13 protein-coding genes are annotated in these 17,544 nt (G+C 63.5%); 4 read left to right on the forward strand and 9 right to left on the reverse strand.

Features of this window, described 5'->3' with window-relative positions; all coding sequences use genetic code 11:
- Window positions 1-300 precede the first annotated feature (300 nt).
- From CEJ42_RS05860 to CEJ42_RS05870, 3 genes are all read left to right on the forward strand, one after another.
- Window positions 301-4,410 carry a hypothetical protein gene (locus CEJ42_RS05860; protein WP_129587679.1) on the forward strand — a complete coding sequence of 1,370 codons (4,110 nt, stop codon included), beginning with the start codon at window positions 301-303 and terminating at the stop codon, window positions 4,408-4,410.
- Complete coding sequence (locus CEJ42_RS24420) at window positions 4,407-5,708, forward strand: hypothetical protein (protein WP_129587680.1); 1,302 nt, start codon at window positions 4,407-4,409, stop codon at window positions 5,706-5,708. Before CEJ42_RS05860 ends, CEJ42_RS24420 begins: the two co-directional genes overlap by 4 nt.
- Window positions 5,709-5,792: 84 nt before the next feature.
- A complete protein-coding gene (locus tag CEJ42_RS05870) occupies window positions 5,793-6,434 on the forward strand; it encodes a DUF5675 family protein (RefSeq protein WP_129587681.1) in 642 nt (213 codons plus the stop codon).
- Window positions 6,435-6,498: 64 nt separating this feature from the next.
- On the opposite strand, the gene CEJ42_RS05875 is transcribed toward CEJ42_RS05870, so the two are convergent.
- The 4 genes from CEJ42_RS05875 to CEJ42_RS05890 form a co-directional block, all read right to left on the reverse strand.
- Complete coding sequence (locus CEJ42_RS05875) at window positions 6,499-7,191, reverse strand: hypothetical protein (RefSeq protein WP_217507500.1); 693 nt, start codon at window positions 7,189-7,191, stop codon at window positions 6,499-6,501.
- A gap of 323 nt (window positions 7,192-7,514) precedes the next feature.
- On the reverse strand, window positions 7,515-8,393 hold the full coding sequence (locus tag CEJ42_RS05880) for an NAD(P)-dependent oxidoreductase (protein ID WP_338064248.1): 879 nt from the start codon (window positions 8,391-8,393) through the stop codon (window positions 7,515-7,517).
- 25 nt (window positions 8,394-8,418) lie between these two features.
- Window positions 8,419-9,915, reverse strand: coding sequence for an aldehyde dehydrogenase family protein (locus CEJ42_RS05885; RefSeq protein WP_088750342.1), 1,497 nt, complete (start codon window positions 9,913-9,915; stop codon window positions 8,419-8,421).
- A 2-nt stretch (window positions 9,916-9,917) separates the two neighbouring features.
- The gene (locus tag CEJ42_RS05890; protein ID WP_088750343.1) at window positions 9,918-10,313 is read right to left on the reverse strand and encodes a carboxymuconolactone decarboxylase family protein; all 396 of its coding nucleotides are present in this window, start codon (window positions 10,311-10,313) and stop codon (window positions 9,918-9,920) included.
- Window positions 10,314-10,455: 142 nt separating this feature from the next.
- Here CEJ42_RS05890 and CEJ42_RS05895 point away from each other — a divergent pair, with 142 nt between their 5' ends.
- Complete coding sequence (locus CEJ42_RS05895; protein WP_088750344.1) at window positions 10,456-11,361, forward strand: LysR substrate-binding domain-containing protein; 906 nt, start codon at window positions 10,456-10,458, stop codon at window positions 11,359-11,361.
- Window positions 11,362-11,373: 12 nt separating this feature from the next.
- Here the strand turns inward: CEJ42_RS05895 and CEJ42_RS05900 are convergent, their stop codons facing one another.
- From CEJ42_RS05900 to CEJ42_RS05920, 5 genes are all read right to left on the reverse strand, one after another.
- Entirely contained in the window at window positions 11,374-12,297 is a 924-nt protein-coding gene (locus CEJ42_RS05900; protein WP_088750345.1) for an SMP-30/gluconolactonase/LRE family protein, read from the reverse strand.
- Between the two features lie 18 nt (window positions 12,298-12,315).
- The gene (locus CEJ42_RS05905) at window positions 12,316-13,296 is read right to left on the reverse strand and encodes an ABC transporter permease (RefSeq protein ID WP_088750346.1); all 981 of its coding nucleotides are present in this window, start codon (window positions 13,294-13,296) and stop codon (window positions 12,316-12,318) included.
- Window positions 13,293-14,231 carry an ABC transporter permease gene (locus CEJ42_RS05910; RefSeq protein ID WP_088750347.1) on the reverse strand — a complete coding sequence of 313 codons (939 nt, stop codon included), beginning with the start codon at window positions 14,229-14,231 and terminating at the stop codon, window positions 13,293-13,295. Before CEJ42_RS05910 ends, CEJ42_RS05905 begins: the two co-directional genes overlap by 4 nt.
- Window positions 14,228-15,709, reverse strand: a complete 1,482-nt coding sequence (locus CEJ42_RS05915; RefSeq protein WP_088750432.1) for a sugar ABC transporter ATP-binding protein — start codon at window positions 15,707-15,709, stop codon at window positions 14,228-14,230. The genes CEJ42_RS05910 and CEJ42_RS05915 overlap by 4 nt, the downstream gene beginning before the upstream one ends.
- Before the next feature lie 198 nt (window positions 15,710-15,907).
- Window positions 15,908-16,972, reverse strand: a complete 1,065-nt coding sequence (locus CEJ42_RS05920) for an ABC transporter substrate-binding protein (RefSeq protein WP_165774393.1) — start codon at window positions 16,970-16,972, stop codon at window positions 15,908-15,910.
- Window positions 16,973-17,544 lie beyond the last annotated feature (572 nt).

Below are 17,544 nucleotides of genomic sequence, written 5' to 3' on the forward strand. Positions count from 1 at the left end.
CGAAAGCACTTTATCACCACGGAGTGTAATTCATGCGATCGATGGTTCAGCGCCATTGAACGTTTAATATCGCTTTTCGTTTTATGCAATCGCAAGTTACTCGTATTTCAGAAATGCGAGGGATGCTCTGTGCCCTGTGCCCTGTGCCCTGTGTCTTGTTTCGAAGTCGAGAAGGAGTTCGTCCGGGGCAATCAAGAAATTGATAATTCAATCGGACGGTGCTCTTGTTGGTATTGGCTAATTGATTCGTTACTCACACCGGAGGTAGTGATGAATGCACGGGGGGGCTTGTTAATACTATTGGCTTTTGCACTGCAGACAAATAGCGCCGAATTGAGGGCGCAGACCTGCATCCCTGCGGAGACGATCGTTGACCTGAAGTCATTGCCGCAATGCGAAGTCATACGTTCATCATCATCGAATTCTCCTTTGTTGCTGACGCTCAGTGACGGAGGGGCCTACTGCCGCGTCGTTCTTGAGGAGATTGCTCCGATTGGCGCGAGCTTGACCATGGTTACACCCGGCGCCGGCGGCGATCAGGGATGTATGAGCATGGAAACGGTAGCGGGGGATGAGCGCTTGCCGCTGTTGCGCTTGCCCAAGAATTCCGTCAGTTCCGTATGGACGGTGAACACCGGCGCCAAGTCGATTGCGGTCAAGGCTATTGGCGCGGGAGTGCCTGGCCTCAAACCGAAATCGGAAAATGCGACTTCTCGCTTCTATTCCCAGAATGCCCAGGAAGTCCTAGTTCAGCTTCAGGATCTTATTGTCGTCAACTATGGCGCCGTCGAAATCGGAGAGGTAGAGCCGCCCCTGTCGCCCACCAAGCTAAAAAAGCTGGAAAAGCTTGGCATGAGTATTTCCGTTGATGCATTGCCCAAGGATGCAACTCTGCAAATACAGCTCAAAAACGAATACGGTCAGACCGCAAGCGTCAAGTTGGCATTGCTTCCGGAAGCCCGCTACTCCGACAGTCCGACGTTGCAATCATTGAAAATCGAGCTTGCCAGCGCACGCAAACTGGCCGCCGATGAGCGATTCATGCGAACAAAGGCAGGGGAGGACGGCTACTTGCAGTCAGAAGAGGCGGGCGCCCTGAGAACGCTCTATGACGCAGCACTGGCATCTTTGCCGAATTGCGGCGGAGGCGATTCATGTGATGGCATGAGCAAAGCGCAAAAAGCCACGTTATCGCTGGTGCGAGCTGATATCGATTACCGGAAATTCTTGTTGGAGCGCCGATTGACGTTTTGGGGTGGCTTTCGCACACTGCGTCCCACCACGCCGCAACTGGAACTGGAGAGGATCAAAAGCCTGCGTAGTCGCCTTGAGAAAGCCAACAGTGAAATGGAGCAACTGCAATTCAAGACGAGCGACGCAGCTGCGAGGCTCAAAGAGCTCGACGGTAAGAAATCCTATGTGCTTGGCCAATTCAAGGCTGAGGAGTTGACTGCTGATGTCAAGACCATCGATACCAATCGGTGGACCCAGTTGAAGGCCAACAATGCAACGGCGAGGGATTTTGTCACCAAGGAGATGACCCGGGTCGGTCAACGTATGGATGCACTGGCCAGTCAACAAGATGCGCTGGGCAAGCAAGCCACTTCATTGGCGATGAATGCGGCAGCTTCCGCGACCGGCATGCCTGTCGAGGTTATCGCCGGGGTGGCGGATGGCGATCTGAAGAAAGCCGTGGCGGCCTATGTGACTTCGGAGCTTGCCAATCCCGGCAGCGCCTTGAGCGTCGAGTTGAAGCAGTTCGACGACGTCATGGCGGAGGCAAATAAGACCTTTGCTAACCTGAAGAATACGTACAAGGAAATCGGCGCTCTCAAGCGCGATGCGGAACTGGTGGCAGTGTCCATCCGAGAGCCCAGCATGGAACGCTTTATGAAGGTTGGGGAGTTGACCTATTCCAGGCTGAGTCCTGAACAGGCGCAGAAAATCGATAAGATCATCGACTCTCAAAAGCCGGTACAAGCTTGGATTCAAACGGCTTACCAACAATTCTCTGCGAACAAAAAGCAGCTTGAAAATTACCGCAACAGTCTGAGGACCGTTGCCAGGGAAATGGGAGACCTACCCAAAGCGGTTAACGCGGAAGCCAGTACCTTCTTTGCGCAGGAATTCAAAAGGGCGAAGGCAGAAGGCGACACCGCAATGCAAGCTCTCATGGCGAGGACGATAGACGGAGTCAAGGACCTGCAAATTACCGGACGTCAGGCCGAGGAAGCGTTGGTGACAGCGCTCAAGGCCTATCCCAACTACATCTCTTCGGTCAATACTAACTTGTGGTATTCGCTCAAAGCACGGCATCCCGGTATCAATGATGGCCAACTGCTTTCTTATTTCCTGAACGCCGCCAACGACACGCTGAGCTTGTCCCAGGTTCAGCGCGAGGCGTATCTGAAGAAAACGGGAATGGGCCTGGTCGCAGATGGAACGTTTGTGATCAACGTGTCTGGAAGCCTGAAGACCTTCGATGTCAATACACAGATCATCCAATTGGCCAAGCCAATAAATCCTTCGCTCATTCGCCTTGATGCGCAAGCTCAAATAGAGTCCTTGCTCTCCTCCGTCAGCGTGAAGGCAAGTCCCGATCGCTTGATGAGTCTTGTTGCCGCCTCCGCATCTGAAGAAGGTGCAGGAAATTTCCTGTCGCGGTTCGTCAACAGAAATGACTCGGCGAAGATATGGAGCAAGCTGAAGTCCTTACCTCCCGACTTCAGAAACGAGGTGGACAAAGGCGTGCGATATGTTGCAGCAGCGTCGATGGCAGCTCCTGCAGTGCCACGTCCAGAGGTACCGTCAGTTCCGGACGATCCGCTGATTCCATCGAACAGCGCGCAGGATCAGATGCAGAACCAGATGGCCGCGATGGCGCTCAATGCAGCCTTTCCTGGCGCGGGAACAGCGCTTCAGCTGGCACAGACCTTCGGCGCCATGGATGCGAACAGGCAGCTCAATGAACAGCTCTCAGACCAGAGTCAGAAGCTGATGAGTAGCTATCAGGAGTTGGTGAGGTCGTCGCAAGACGCGGATTTCAGCGAGGCGATCAGCCGAAAGGAATATGCGCGGGCGACAGCTTTGGCCGATGCGGCGAAAGCGCAGCTGGAGCAATATAACGGTGCGATGGACACGATTTTGGACACCACCCAGGATATTGACGCGCGCCTGCGGCTGTATCGGCCCTATTTTTTCTATTTGGCAGAAATGCTGCGACAGCGCTTCGATATATTTGATCGTTCTCTTGCCATGTGGTCCGGAGCGACCGACTCACGAGGTTTCTTTGCTTCCAAGATTGCCACGGATCCCACATTGGCGCGCCTGGCATTGGACACTGAAATCCACCTTTTCGATTGGCTCAATCGGGATCGGGAAGCGACCAAGACGGATCCATTCCTGCTGTTCATGCACTGGCAGCAGCTGGTTCAGCTGGCCGAGGATTATTGCGAGAGCCACGGCTGTTCACCGGGGGATAATCGTCTGGGACAGATCGGAACGACCAGCAGAGTTCGTGCGATGGAAAACCTGGCTCCGCCTGGAACACTCCAACGATTCAATCAATGGAAGAATTCCGGTTCGAAGCAGCCATTCGTGTTCCGGGTGACGCTTGATCCGACCTCATTGAGGGAAATTTCGGAGCACCGTTTAAACGTGCGCAATCTTGACTGGAATGCCGTTCCTGTAACGCGCAATGGAAGAGTCGCCGGGTCGTTGTTGTCGGTACGGCATTTGGGGCATTCGCGTATTCCCTATATTGATGAAAACGGAGCGCGCGGCCAGATCGCATTGCGGGAGGAATCCATGATTCCCAACAGCTTCATGCCAAGCAACAGGGCGGACACCTTCGATGCCGCGCAACTGGCGGTGCGATTTAAGGACACGACGATTCTAAGCAACCTTGAAGGGTGGGGGCTATACGGCGCCTATGAGTTGACCATCCAGGCCAGCCCTGCGGTCAAGGATGTCGAGGATTTCGAGATTGAGCTGGCCTATATCTATACCGATCCGGAGAACATTGATTCCGAGCGCACCTTTGTCTCCCGGAGCATGGCCACGGCAATCGACGCGTGCAACACCCCGGAAACACGGGGAGGCGCTGAAGCAGCTTGCCGGAGCATCTACTTCTGGTCGTCCAATGGATGCCAGGGTATTCCTCCATCCTCGTCGAATCGCTGGCTGGCAGCCGATGCAGGATTGGAGTTCCTGCGCGTATCGCAAGACGACGCCAAGTCTTCTCCAATGACCTTGTGCAAGGCAAATGCGAAAGTGCCGCCCGCAAAGCGGGCGATGGATTGGCAACGCGCGACGACGCAATGCAGCTGGATGACCGCCAAGGCGGATATCGAAGCGATGGACCGTGACGGCGATGCTGCCAAGCTACAGTGCAAGGAGCTGGCTCAATGAACGCTACCTATAAATTCTTCTTTGCAGTGGGCGCAGCAGTTGCTGCGGTGGCGTCGAATGCCGAGCCCGTCAGTGGCCGTGTGAACATACTTTGGGACAAGCCTCAGTCAATTCAACTGGTTCCGCACGTAAAGCTCTACCCAGGAGAGAGTGTAGATGTGTCTGCCAGTGGGAGGGTCGACGTCGATCACGAGTACGGCGAAAGGCGGAGATGTAAATACTTTGGCCTGTCCTGCTGGAACGAGCCATGGGATCGACCTCACTGGATTTCATCTGGTGGTTTCGATGTTCGGTTGTCCGCAGAAGACGCTACGGTGACGCAAAGCGGCGGTAGTTATCGGGTGAGCGTTCCCCTGTCTGCGGGGAATGCTAACTTTACCAACGGAGTGGATCTCAGCGGCATGCTGCTGCTAAAAGGCGGCGGCTCGCCTGCCAGCAGAGGGCCGTGCACGGGAAGGCCGCGACGATGCAGCGGCGGAGACCTGACGATCTCCTTTGCAAGCATCAACGTGGCGCCGCGGCTTGATGCACTACAGGCGCGGCTGGCCAACATGAAAATTGAGTCGCTGGACGTCCCTGCAATCACCGACGGCAACAGTATTGATCCGCTTTTGTACGATCCGGTCGTAGCATCCCAGGCAAGCATTTTGCGTTTGGCCAGCATCCTCAGGGAGGCTTGCGAGCGGCTCAGGGGGACGATTGCCAACAAGGCAGGCGGATCGTCCGCGTCCTTGCATCTGAAGATCATTGACCTGGCCAGTTATGCAGTGAAGTTGGCCAGCAAGTCAGATCAGGATTCCGCTGCATTACGTCTGGTCATCACGGAGTCGATGCTGGATCGAGGAGATTTTACAGGGGCGACGCAGGAAGCGCCGAAGATGATGGGCGATGCAAGCGCGGCGTTCAAAAGTGCCCCGGATGCAAAAAATGCCCTTCTGTATGCACGCGCATTGAAGGCGAACGCAGCGGCTTGGCGTGAAAAGCGGGCGCGCAATTCATCGACGGATATCCGGGTGTCCATTGCGCTGCTTGATCAGGCCTCAGACGTGCTGTGGGACTTCACTCAGTATCCTGGAGTGAGCAGCGTGATGGCCGATATCAATGTTGATGCCGCGCGTATGTTGAATCTTTTGCGTACTGCGGCAGAACTTAAATCTGCGGAAGATCGCTTGGTCGCGGCCATTTGTTTCCAGATGCATGCCGAGAATGGGCAAGGGAATAATTTCGAGAGCTGGCGCAGCGCTGTCAATGCTCCCGCCCTTGCGAACTGCACTATGGTGCGAAGAAATGCAATTTGAAGCGATTCCGGTTTCGGCGCCAGAGGGCTCCAGCAAAGGTTGAAGAAGCGCCATGGCTCTAATGATATTCGTTTGGAGGCAGCAATGAAAAAGCGACGAGCAATGTTGGCAGGGAGCGTGGCGGCAATACTTGCCCCAGAGCTTTTTGCCCAGAAACTTGTGCCGGTCCGTCTGATGGTGGTTCGCCGGCTGGGATTGGCGCCGACGAACCAATGTGTCGCTCCTTGCATCAGAGGCTCAATTTATGACCTTTCCACCCAAGCGGCGCCGCTGGATCAGACTGTGCTTCCGTTGCTCAAGACGCTGGTTCCTATTTGTGACGTGATCGAACGCCCTTGGAAAGGCAATCAAGCCAATGTCAGTTCAATTCCCAAGGGCATCTACACTGCATCTGTTCGAACTGACGCCAGCAAGCCATGGATGAAGTCGCTGGATCAGAAATGGCGACTTGAGTTGGGCGGAACCGCCCCGCGGTCAGCGATTCAGTTTCACTACGGAATGGATGTTTCGTGGTCTGAAGGCTGTTTCATCGTCGGTACCCTCTTGCAGAAAGGCGACGCAAGCGGCATTACCACCCGCTATTGCAAGCTCGAGAATGGTGAGGCTGCGATAGCCGCATTGCGCGCAGTCGTGATGGCCAATGGCAGGGATCCGAAAAACATCACCATCGGGGTTGCCGACGATTCTGATTTGTTCCCTGGGATGCGGCCATCGGAACCGTGTTGACGTAAATGAGGCGCGTAGCCAGGGCGGTATGCAGAGGCTCATCCATTGAGCGTGGCAGACTAGGCTAGAACTTGTAACTGACGCCCAGCCGCACCACCGGATACAGGTTGTAGCCGTGCACCTTGTCGTTGAGCTCGGCGTTCTCCGCCGCCACGTCGCGCGCCAGCTGGGTACAGATCAGCGCCGAGGCGGTACAGCCCGAGTTGCTGACCGAGGTCGAGCCGTTGCCCTGGAACATCACGCCGACGTCGGCCGTGAAGCCCCAGCCCTTGTTGGGCGCCAGCGCATTGCCGTAGCCCAGGCCGAGGTAGGGCGCGAACTTCTTGAAGTCGATGCGGCCGTCGACCTGGCCCGCCTGTGAGGCGGTGTAGGTATTGCCGTTGATGGTGTAGGTGCCGTTGGCCTTGGGCGTGCCGGTGGCGTCGACCTTGTTGCCGTTGTAGATCACCCCGCCGGAAAGGCGGAATTCATTGGCGAACGGGAACCAGTCGAGCAGCGCGTCGAAGGTGCGCAGCTTGGCCTTGGCATCGTAGTTGATGTCGTTGGTGCTGGTATGGAAACTGTAGTCGAAGTAGTTGACGCCGAAACGCGCGTTGAGCTGCTGCGCCACCGGCACGCTGAGGTGGACGCCCACGCCGGTGGTGCCGGCATCGCCGCTGAGGCCAAGGTCGGCGGCCTGCGCGCTCGCCGAGGTGACAATCGCCAGCACGAAGCCGGAGACGATGGCGCTTTGCGCGCGTGCTTGAAGTTGGAACATGGTTTTCCCCGAGGTGAAGTTCTGGAACAGGATGCCGTTGCGATGACGGCGGACATGGCAATCGCGCCGACGGTGCGAAATGCTGTTCCCTTTGTCCGCATTGCCCTGGCCTGTTGGAATTGTGTGGGCGTGAGGGCGGATCGATGTGCCGGCGCAGGATCGAGTCTAGGGGCGCATGCCGTGCAAGAAAAGCGCGGCCGCAGGGATTTTCCACGGATGAGTTGCATCGGCGCCTCACCGATGCAAAAGAGGCAAGCGCGCAGGGCGGGCTTGCCTCTGGCGATGGGCACGGACCGCCATCGCGTCCGTACCCGGCGGCCGCTTTACTGCAGCTGGGTAATGCGGTTGAAGTCTTCGCCGTCGGCCAGCAGCGCCGCGCTCTCCTTCCAGCGACGGCCCACTTCGCGCGCCAGCGGCAGCTCGAGCGCCAGCTGCTCGGCCAGCGCCATCGCCAGGCCCACGTCCTTGCGCATGAGTTGCATCGTGAAACCGGAGTCGAAGGCGCCGTTCATGATGCGGCTGGGGTAGTTGTACTGCGTGACGCCGCTGCGGCCGGAGCCGGCGTTGACCGCTTCGATGATTTGCCCGATCGGCACGCCCGCCGCCTCCGAGAGCCGGAAGGCATCGGCCGCGGTCAGCAGGTGCGAGGCCACCAGCAGGTTGTTGATCAGCTTGGCGGTATGGCCCGCGCCCGCGGCACCAATGGTGAAGCGCTTGCTGCCCATGGCGGCCAGCACGGGTTCGGCCAGCTCGAGGTCGGCCGGGGCGCCGCCGATGAACATGGTGAGCTGGCCTTTCTGCGCGCCCGCCGCGCCGCCGCTGACCGGCGCATCGACGAAGCGCAGCCCGCGCTCGCCCAGCGCCGGCAGCATGGCGCGCGTGGCCTGCGGGTCGGCGGTGGTGGTGTCGACGATCAGGGTGCCGGGTTTGAGCAGCGCGGCCAGGCCATCCTTGCCGTCGGCGCCGAACAGCACCGCCTTGACGATGGCCGAGGTCGGCAGCGACAGCACGAAGGCGTCGCAGGTCGCGGCCAGCGCCGGCAGGCCGTCGGCCACGGCAATGCCGGCCGCGCGCGCGGCGAGCGTCGCGCTCTCGCCGTTGTCGAAGCCTGCCACGCCAAAGCCGGCGCGCGCCAGCGACAGCGCCATGCCGCGCCCCATGTTGCCCAGGCCGATCACACCTATGCGTTGGATCTTTTCCATCGTTTATTTCCTTGGTTGGTGAAGCTCAGAAACCGGCCGCGGTCGGCAGCCAGACGCTCTTGGTCTGCGTGTATTCGTACAGCGACTCGACGCCGCTTGAGCGCCCGTAGCCGCTGCTGCCGTAGCCGCCGAAAGGGCTGGCCACATGCATGTCGCGAAACATGTTGATCCAGAAGATGCCGGCCCGCACCCGCGCGGCCATGCGGTGCGCGCGCGCCACGTCGCGCGTCCACACGGCGCCGGCCAGGCCGAATTCGCTGTCGTTGGCGATGGCCACGGCCTGCTCTTCGTCGTCGAAGGGGATGATCGACAGCACCGGCCCGAACACTTCCTCGCGCGCGATGCGCATGCCGTTGTCGACCTCGCCCAGCACGGTGGGCGCGACGAACCAGCCGCGCCCGCCGGTATCGGCCGGCGGCATGCCGCCGGCCAGCAGCTCGGCGCCGCCGTCCAGGCCCATGGCGATCATGTCGCGGATGCGCTGGTATTGCGGGCCGTTGTTGATCGGGCCGCAGTCGACGTCCTCATCCAGCGGATCGCCGTAGCGGTATTGCCGGCTGGCGTGCGCCACCGCCGCCGCGAAGCGCGGGTACAAGGAGCGCTGCACCAGCAGGCGCGAACCGGCCGCGCAGTTCTGGCCGGTGTTGGCGAAACCGGCCACCACCGCGGCCTTCACGGCGGCGTCGACATCGGCATCCTCGAACACGATGTTGGCCGACTTGCCGCCCAGCTCCAGCAGGCAGGAGATCGGCCGCGCCGCCGCCGCCGCGTTGACCCGGCGGCCCACGCCGATGGAGCCGACGAACACCACCTTCTTGACGGCCTCGTTGGCGATGGCGGCGTTGCCGATGTGCTGGCCCAGGCCGTTGACCACGTTGAGCGTGCCCGGCGGAAAACCGGCCTCGATCGCCAGGCGCGCCAGCGCCAGCGAGGTCAGCGGCGTCAGCTCGGAGGGCTTGAGCAGCACCGCGTTGCCCATCGCCAGCGCCGGCGCGATGTTCCATGCTGCCAGGTAGATCGGCGAGTTCCACGGCGTGATGGCCAGCACCACGCCCAGCGGTTCGCGCAGCGTATAGGTGAACTGGCCGCCCGGCACCGGCACCACGTTGCCGCCGAACTTGTCGCACCAGCCGGCGTAGTAGCGGAAGATCTCGGCCACCGCCGCCAGCTGCGCGCGGCTGCCCTTGAGCGACTTGCCGCTGGTGATGCTTTCCAGCTTGGCCAGGGTGTCGGCCTCGCGTGTCACCAGCTCGCCCAGGCGCGCCATGCGAATGGCGCGCTGCTGCGCCGGCAGCGCCGACCAGCGCTCGAAGCCTGCCTGCGCGTCGGTCAGAGCGGCGTCGACGATGGCGTCCGACGCATGGTCGAAACGCATCAGTTCGCGTTCGGTAAAGGGATCCACCAGCGGCAGCGCCTGGCCGTCGCCGGCCACGGGGCGGCCGCCTATCCACGAGCCGACGCTCGCGGCCACGCCGACGGCGGCCTGGCGCAATTGTTCGAACAGGGCCTGGCGCGCATCCATGCTCAGGCTCCCGCGCGGGCTTCGGCGTCGAGCTCGGCGAACAAGAGCTTGGCCACGCGGGTGGCGTCGCTGCCGGTGGGCACGCCGGCATACAGCGCCACCTGCAGGAATACCTCGCCGATCTCGGCGCGGGTGACGCCGTTGTTGAGCGCGGCGCGGATGTGGATCTTCAGTTCGTTGGGGCGGTTGGCGGCCGACAGCAGCGCCAGGTTGACGATGCTGCGGCTGCGGCGGTCCAGGCCGGGACGTGCCCAGATGTCGCCCCACAGGTTGCGGATGGCGAAGGCGCGCATCGGCTCGGAGAATTCGTCGGTGGCCGCCTGCGAGGCGTTGACATAGGCCGGGCCGAGCACTTCGCCGCGGATTTTTTCGCCGAGCTGGTAGAGGTCGTCTTGCATGTTTTTCCTTGTGACGTGGTTGAAGTCAAATCGCAGGAAAAGTCTAGCCAGCCGGGCCGGTGCGCCCAAGATGCTACTATCGTGATCATGATCGCGCCGTGCAATCACCCCGGCCGCCCACCATCGATCCCATCTCTCGCCCATGACCCTGGACCAATTGCGCGCCTTCGTCGCCGTGGTGGAACACGGCAGTATCCGCGCCGCCGCGCGCGCCCTCGACATGGGCCAGAGCGGCCTGACCCAGCAGATCCAGCGGCTGGAAGCCAGCCTGGCCTGTACCCTCTTCGTGCGCGCGCACAGCGGCATCGGCCTGACCGCGCACGGCAGCGCGCTGCTGGCGCGGGCGCGGGTGATCCTGGGGGAATATGAACGCGCGCTGCAGGAGTGCAGCGCCGCCGACGGCGAGCTGGCCGGCGCGGTGAACGTGGGGGTATCGTCGGAGGCCTTCGCCAAGCTGGTGCCGCCGGTGCTGCGCCAGTTGCGCGAACGCCATCCGCGCGTGACGGTGCACCTGGCCAGCGGGCCGTCCTCGCTGATGCTCTCGGGCATACGCGAGGGACGCATCGACTTCGCGCTGTCCCTGGTCTCGCCCGGCACCGACATGCTGGACCTGGCCGAGACCGAGCTGTTGCCGGCCGACCCCTGCATCATCGGCCGTCGCGGCCATCCGCTGCAGGACGCCACCTCGATACGCCAGCTGGCCGGCGCGGCCTGGATCAACACCCGCCCCATTGGCGTAGCGGGCACGCCCGGCAACCGCATCGCCGACTGGTTCGCCGCCAGCGACCTGGCGCCGCCGCACATCGTGGCCACCGTCGAATCGCTGTTCGACACGCTGCAGCTGGTGGCGCAATCGGACTATCTTTTCCTCGGCCCGCGCGCGGCGTTGGCGCCGGATGGCTTCGGCCAGCGCCTCACCTCGATCGCCGTGGCCGAGCCTATCCCCGCGGCGCGCATCAGCCTGATCCAGCGCGCCGCCGCGCCGCTGGGGCCGGCCGCGCGCGAGCTGGCCGCCATGCTGGTGTCCTACGCGCGCATGGCGCGCTGAGCCGGTTTCTTTTCAGCGCGCCGGACGGCGCGCGCCGTTCACCGCCACGTAGACCGCGTACAGCGAGGTCGTGGCGGTGATGAACAGGCGGTTGCCGCGCGGCCCGCCGAACACCACATTGGACACCACTTCCGGCACCAGCACCTTGCCCAGCAGCACGCCGTCGGGCGCATAGCAATGCACGCCGTCGGCGGCCGAGGTCCAGATGTTGCCGCGGTCATCCAGGCGGAAGCCGTCGGCCAGGCCCGGCGAGATGGTGGCGAACACCTCGCCGCCGCGCAGCCGGCAGCCGTCGACCACGTCGAACACGCGGATGTGGTGCGGCCCGCCTTCGCGATGGGTCAGGCCGGTGTCGGCGATATAGAGCCGGCTTTCGTCGGGCGAGAAGGCCAGGCCGTTGGGCCGCTCCATGTCGCCGGTGACGATGGAGAGCTCGCCGCTGGCGCCGTCGATGCGATAGACATTGCAGGCGCCGATCTCGCTCTCGGCCTGGTAGCCCTCGTAGTCGCTGTTGATGCCGTAGTCGGGGTCGGTGAACCAGATCGAACCGTCCGACTTCACCACCACGTCATTGGGCGAATTCAGGCGCTTGCCCTGCCAGTGCGAGGCCAGCGTGGTGATGCTGCCGTCGTGCTCGGTGCGCACCACCGCGCGGCCGCCGTGCAGGCAACCGACGATGCGGCCCTCGCGGTCCAGCGTGTTGCCGTTGTTGAAGTCGGACGGCTGGCGCAACACGCCCGCGCCCGCACCCTCCGACCAGCGCAGCAGGCGGTTGTTGGGGATGTCGCTCCAGATCAGTTCCTGCGTCGCCGGCAGCCACACGGGACCTTCGGCCCAGCGACAGTCGCCGTACAGGCGGTCGAGGTGGGCGGTATCGACCACCATGCGGCGAAAGCGCGCGTCGAAATGCTGGAAAGGGGATTCGGGCAAGGACATGCAGGTCTCCTGTTGGATTTATCGATAGGCGCGGCGCCGGCCGGAAAGCACGATCACCGCAATGATGATCAGCCCAGACAGCACCGAGCGGCCGCCGGCCGACAGGCCGATGACGTTGAGCAAGGTGTTGGTGAAATACAGGAACAGCGCCGCGCCCCAGATGCCGGCCACGGTGGCGCGCCCGCCGGTGACGCTGGTGCCGCCGATGACGACCACCGCCACCGACATGAGCAGGTATTCGTTGCCCATGTCCAGCGAGGCGCCGCCGGAGAAGCCGGCGATCAGCAACGCGCACAGCGCCGCGAACACGGCGCACATCACGTAGCACAGGCAGCGGATGCGCTCCACCCCGATGCCGGCCAGCCAGGCCGCGCGCGCGTTCTGCCCGGCCGCCGACAGGAAGCGGCCGAACAGCGTGCGCGCCAGGATCCAGGCCAGCGCCAGGGCGAACGCCAGCACCACCCAGGCCAGCACCGGCAGATGCAGCAGCCAGCCGGTGGCAAATGAAGACAGCAGCTGCGGCGGCGCGATCTTCATGCCCTGGCTGGTATGAATGGCCAGCGACTGCAGGATGAAGGAGGACGACATGGTGGCGATGATGGGCGGGATCTGCAGCAGGCGGATCAGCAGGTAGTTGCACAGGCCGATGGCCACGCCCACCGCGATCGCCACCGCCACGCCGGCCAGGATGCCGCTGTCCGCGCCGCCCATGGTGCGCATGGCCATGGCGCCGGTCAGCGCGATGGTGGAGGGAATCGAGAGGTCGATGTTGCCGGGGCCGGTAGTGACCACCAGCATCTGGCCCAGGCCCACCAGCACCATCAGCGCGCCGAAGGACAGCGCCGCCAGGCCGATGTTGAAGGCCGCGTCCGCGCCGGCCACCGCCAGCGTGGCCAGCCACAGCAGCACCGCGCCGATGAACGACCAGCTCCAGGGGCGACGCGCCAGCCGTTCCTTGAGCGCAACCGGGGCAGGGGAGTGATGGCTTGCGCTGGTCATTGGCGTTCTCCACGGCGGGCCAGCAGCGTGCGCAACGACAGCACCACGATCAGGATCGCGCCTTGCAGGCCGATCTGCCATTTCGGCGCGATGTCGAGGAAGGACAGGAAGGATGCGGCGATGCCCAGCGTGACCGCGCCCAGCATGGCGCCGATGGGCGACACCTTGCCGCCGATGAAGCTGCCGCCGCCCAGGATCACCGCGGCGATCGACACCAGCGTGTAGCGCTGCGCGATGTTGGCGTCGGCCGAGGTGGTGATGCCCACCAGCGCCAGCGCCGAGAGGATGCCCAGCAGGCCGGCCAGGCCGTACATCACGGCCTTGGCGCGCACCACCGAACCGCCGCTCCTGACGATGGCCTTGGGATTGCCGCCGGCGCCGCGCAGGCGCACGCCGGGCGCCGAGCGCATCAGGAACCAGTGGCCGGCGGCCGCGATCGCCAGCGCATAGACGATGGGCGTGGGCACCACCGGGATGGCCAGGTTCATGATGTCCTGCAGCCACTGCGGCGTGGCGCCGCCTGGCATGGGCAGCAGGATCAGCGCCCAGCCGCCCCACACGAAGGACAGGCCGAGCGTGACCACGATGGACGGCAGGTTGAAGATTTCCACCAGTGCGCCGACGGCCGCGTACAGCAGCACGCAGCCCAGCATCGCGGCGATCGCCAGCGCCGGCTGTTGCGGCAGCCAGGTGACGGCGATGCACGAGACCAGGCTGACGAAGGCGCCGATCGACAGGTCGAGGTCGTTGACCGCGATGATGCACAGCTGGGCCATGCTGGCCAGGATCATCGGCACGGCCAGGTTGAGCAGCAGGCCAAGGCCGAAGTAGCTCATGGTGTTGGGGTTGATCCAGAAGATCGGCGCCAGCACCGCCGCCAGCGTGATCACCGGCAGCAGCAGCGTCTGGATTTCATGGCGCGGCAGGGCGTTCATGCGCGGGCTCCTTTCAAGGGGCGGCGGCCGGCCTCGGGCGCGGCCTTGGTGCTGCCGAAGGAGGCCGCGATGATGCGCTCCTCCGACAGTTCATGGCGAGCCAGCGCCAGCGTGACCTGGTGCTGGTAGAAGACATAGCTGTTGTCGCAGTACTCGAGTTCGTCGTTCTCGGTGGTGTACCAGAGGAAGCTGCGGCCGCGTGCGGCTTCGGCGCGGATCAGCCGGTACATGTCGACCTTGGTGCCGAAGTCGACGCCGCGCATCGGGTCGTCCATCAGGATCAGTTCGGCGTCGGACGACAGCGCGCGGGCAAACAGCACCTTCTGCTGGTTGCCGCCGGACAGCGAGAGGATGTCGTTGCCCAGGTCCGGCGTGCGGATGGCGATGCGCTCGTGCCATTGCGCGCCCAGTTCGGCCTCGCGCGCACGATCCACCACGCCGCGCCGCGACAGCTGCGGCAACGAGCGGATGCTGAGGTTGTGCAGGATGCTCCAGAGCGGGAAGTTGCCGTCGCGCGCGCGGTCGCCGGCGACGAAGGCGATGCGCAGCTTGCCGCGGTACTGTTCAAAGAGGCGCACCAGCATCTCGGTCTGGCCCTGGCCGGCCAGGCCGGACAGGCCCACCACCTGGCCGCGCGCCACGCGCAGGCGGCGTACCGGCGAGGCCGGCGCCAGTTCGGTTTCCAGCAGCGCGGGGGCGGCGTCGAAGTCGACCTGTTGCCCGTCGGCCTCGGCCTGACGTTCGATCTGTTTCTGGTCGGCGTGTCCCATGGCCTGCACCAGCGACTCGCGGTTCAGCCGGGCAGCCTCATCCTGCAGCACCAGCCTGCCGTCGCGCATCACCGCGATGCGATTGCAGCAGTCGAAGATCTCGCCCAGCATGTGCGAGATGAAGACCAGGCTCAGCCCGTCCTGCAGCCGGCGCCGGATGTAGGTGGTCAGGCGCGCGGCGGTCTGGGCGTCCAGGCTGGAAGTGGGCTCGTCCAGGATCAGCAGGCGCACCGGCGCATCCACCACGGTGAAGGCGCAGGCGATCTCCACCATCTGGCGCTGCGTGATGGAGAGTTCGCCGACGATGCGGTCGGGCGCGACGCCGTGCCCGGGAAAGATTTCGTCGAGTTTTTCCAGCACCAGCCGGCGCGCCTTGCGGCGCCAGCCGAAGCTCTTGAGCGCCGGGTGGAACACGCACAGGTTCTCGGCCACCGACAGGTTCAAGCACAGCGACAGTTCCTGGAACACGCAGCGTATGCCGTGGCGGTAGGCGGTCTGGGTCGAGTAGGCCGGCAGCACGCGGCCGTCGACGGCGATGCTGCCCTGGTCGCCCGGCAGCACGCCGGCCAGCACGTTCATCAGCGTCGACTTGCCGGCGCCGTTGTGGCCGACCAGGCCCCAGCACTGGCCGGGTTCGATATCGAGGCTGGCGTCCTGCAGCGCCCTGACCGGACCGAAGGATTTATGGATGTGCGCGAGGCTGCACAGCGGGGCGCCGGGCGATGCTGCCGGCGCGGGCGGGGGAGTGGTGGCTGCGTTCACGGTGGATGATCCGTTTCATGGTGGAGGCGCGCGCCGGCGGGGGCGCGCCGCGGCATGGATGACGACGCCCGCGCAGCCCGCGGCAATGGACGCAAGCGGCGGATGGCGTCCGCCGGTCCCGCGCATGCGCGGGACCGGTCGGCGTCACTTGCCCTTGGCCGGTGTGGCGTCGAGCAGCTTGACCGTATCCTGCTGGGAGAAGGCGATATCGGCCACGCCGCCTTGCGGGGTCTTGGCCAGCGCGTCGGGCAGCTGCTGTTCGTTGAGGTACAGCAGCGGCGCCACGATGTCGATTTCCTTGGGCACCTTCTTGCCGGCCAGCACCTGCTGGGCGACCCAGAAGGCCACCGTCACCGCGCCCGGCGGGTTGGAGGCCGAGTAGGTCTTGTAGCCGCTCTGGACCTGGGTCTTCCACCATTGCAGTTCGTCCTCGCGGTTGCCGAGGATGATGATGGGCAGTTCACGATTGGCCGCCTTGAAGGCCTGCGCCACGCCGAAGCCGTCGCCGCCCTGGGTCACCACGCCGTCGACCTTGGGCAGCGTCGGCAGGATGCCCGAGACCGCCTTCTGCGCCACGGTCTGCGCCCAGTCGCCGTTGACCGAACCGACGATCTTCAGGCCCGGATGCTTCTTGATGCCGTCCATGATGCCGGCGTGGATCTCGCCATCCACCGACACCCCGGCCAGGCCGCGGATCTCGAGGATGTTGCCCTTGCCGTTCAGGCGCTCGGCCAGGTAGTCGATCTGTTTCTCGCCCATCTTGCGGAAGTCGAAGGTGACGCGGTAGGCGCAGGGCTCGGTCACCACCCCGTCATAGGACACCACCACCACGCCGGCCGCGCAGGCCTTCTTGATGGTGCCGTTCAGCGCGGTGGGGGAGGCCGCGTCGACCACGATGGCCTTGTAACCCTGCAGGATCATGTTCTGGATCTGCTGCGCCTGTTCGGTGGGCTGGTTCTCGGAGGTGGTGAAGGCCGGTGCGGCGGCCACCAGCTTGCGCTTGACCGCGTCGTCGGCGGTCGAGGCCCAGGTCTTGAGCATGGACTGGCGCCAGGCGTTGGCGGCGTAGTTGTTGGACAGGGCGATCTTGGCCGACGAGGTGTCGCCGGTGGCGACCTGGGCGACGGCGGCGCCGGAGGAGAAGAGCAGGGTTGCGGAAGTGGCGGCGATGGCCAGCGCGGCGCCGCGGCGCCGTACAGATGCGTTCATATTGTCTCCGTTGTTGTTGATCAATGCGGGAGGTCTGACCATCCCGCATTCTTCTTCTTGTTCGATTTCTTGTGGACTCTTGGCCCGGCGGCGACTTGTGGCGGCAGCCGGTCAAGTTGTATGACATTTTTTATCATAGGGACGGCAAAAAAAGATGTCAACTGGTAAGACCACATTCTGTATTTGTAAAGAAAAGTCAGGCTCATCAATGGGTTATGGATGAGCTTGCGCGCCAAGTTGCGTAACTTGAATTCAAATTCTGCAACTTTCGATCAGAAGGTCGAGTGCCTGCTCGCATCATTTCGAACCGGCACCTGTGGCTGCCCCTGGCCCAAGCACGGCCCCGGTCGAGCTACTGGCCGCGCCTCGCCAACCGGCGCCGGCATCGCCCGCAGTCGCATCCCGCAGCGCCCTTGCGACGGCCTGCGCGCGGCCCGCGCCGTCGCCGGCTGGTAGCACGCGCCGGCCGCTTGATGCACATCAAGGCAAGCCGGTCGCGCCGGGCCTATCCTGCAATCTCCACCCAATCCCCGTTCGCCCGGCGCCGGCATCATGTCGCGCGCCGCGCGGCC

It is taken from the genome of Herbaspirillum robiniae (assembly GCF_002213415.1).
Classification (GTDB): Bacteria; Pseudomonadota; Gammaproteobacteria; order Burkholderiales; family Burkholderiaceae_D; genus Herbaspirillum; species Herbaspirillum robiniae.

What these genes read in the sequence shown, in the direction of transcription:
- CEJ42_RS05875 (WP_217507500.1), bottom strand. Translation starts at nt 7,191, where the DNA reads ATGTTCCAACTTCAAGCACGCGCGCAAAGCGCCATCGTCTCCGGCTTC.
- CEJ42_RS24420 (WP_129587680.1), top strand. Translation starts at nt 4,407, where the DNA reads ATGAACGCTACCTATAAATTCTTCTTTGCAGTGGGCGCAGCAGTTGCT.
- CEJ42_RS05890 (WP_088750343.1), bottom strand. Translation starts at nt 10,313, where the DNA reads ATGCAAGACGACCTCTACCAGCTCGGCGAAAAAATCCGCGGCGAAGTG.
- CEJ42_RS05900 (WP_088750345.1), bottom strand. Translation starts at nt 12,297, where the DNA reads ATGTCCTTGCCCGAATCCCCTTTCCAGCATTTCGACGCGCGCTTTCGC.
- CEJ42_RS05880 (WP_338064248.1), bottom strand. Translation starts at nt 8,393, where the DNA reads ATGGAAAAGATCCAACGCATAGGTGTGATCGGCCTGGGCAACATGGGG.
- CEJ42_RS05870 (WP_129587681.1), top strand. Translation starts at nt 5,793, where the DNA reads ATGAAAAAGCGACGAGCAATGTTGGCAGGGAGCGTGGCGGCAATACTT.
- CEJ42_RS05910 (WP_088750347.1), bottom strand. Translation starts at nt 14,231, where the DNA reads ATGAACGCCCTGCCGCGCCATGAAATCCAGACGCTGCTGCTGCCGGTG.
- CEJ42_RS05905 (WP_088750346.1), bottom strand. Translation starts at nt 13,296, where the DNA reads ATGACCAGCGCAAGCCATCACTCCCCTGCCCCGGTTGCGCTCAAGGAA.
- CEJ42_RS05920 (WP_165774393.1), bottom strand. Translation starts at nt 16,972, where the DNA reads ATGAACGCATCTGTACGGCGCCGCGGCGCCGCGCTGGCCATCGCCGCC.
- CEJ42_RS05895 (WP_088750344.1), top strand. Translation starts at nt 10,456, where the DNA reads ATGACCCTGGACCAATTGCGCGCCTTCGTCGCCGTGGTGGAACACGGC.
- CEJ42_RS05885 (WP_088750342.1), bottom strand. Translation starts at nt 9,915, where the DNA reads ATGGATGCGCGCCAGGCCCTGTTCGAACAATTGCGCCAGGCCGCCGTC.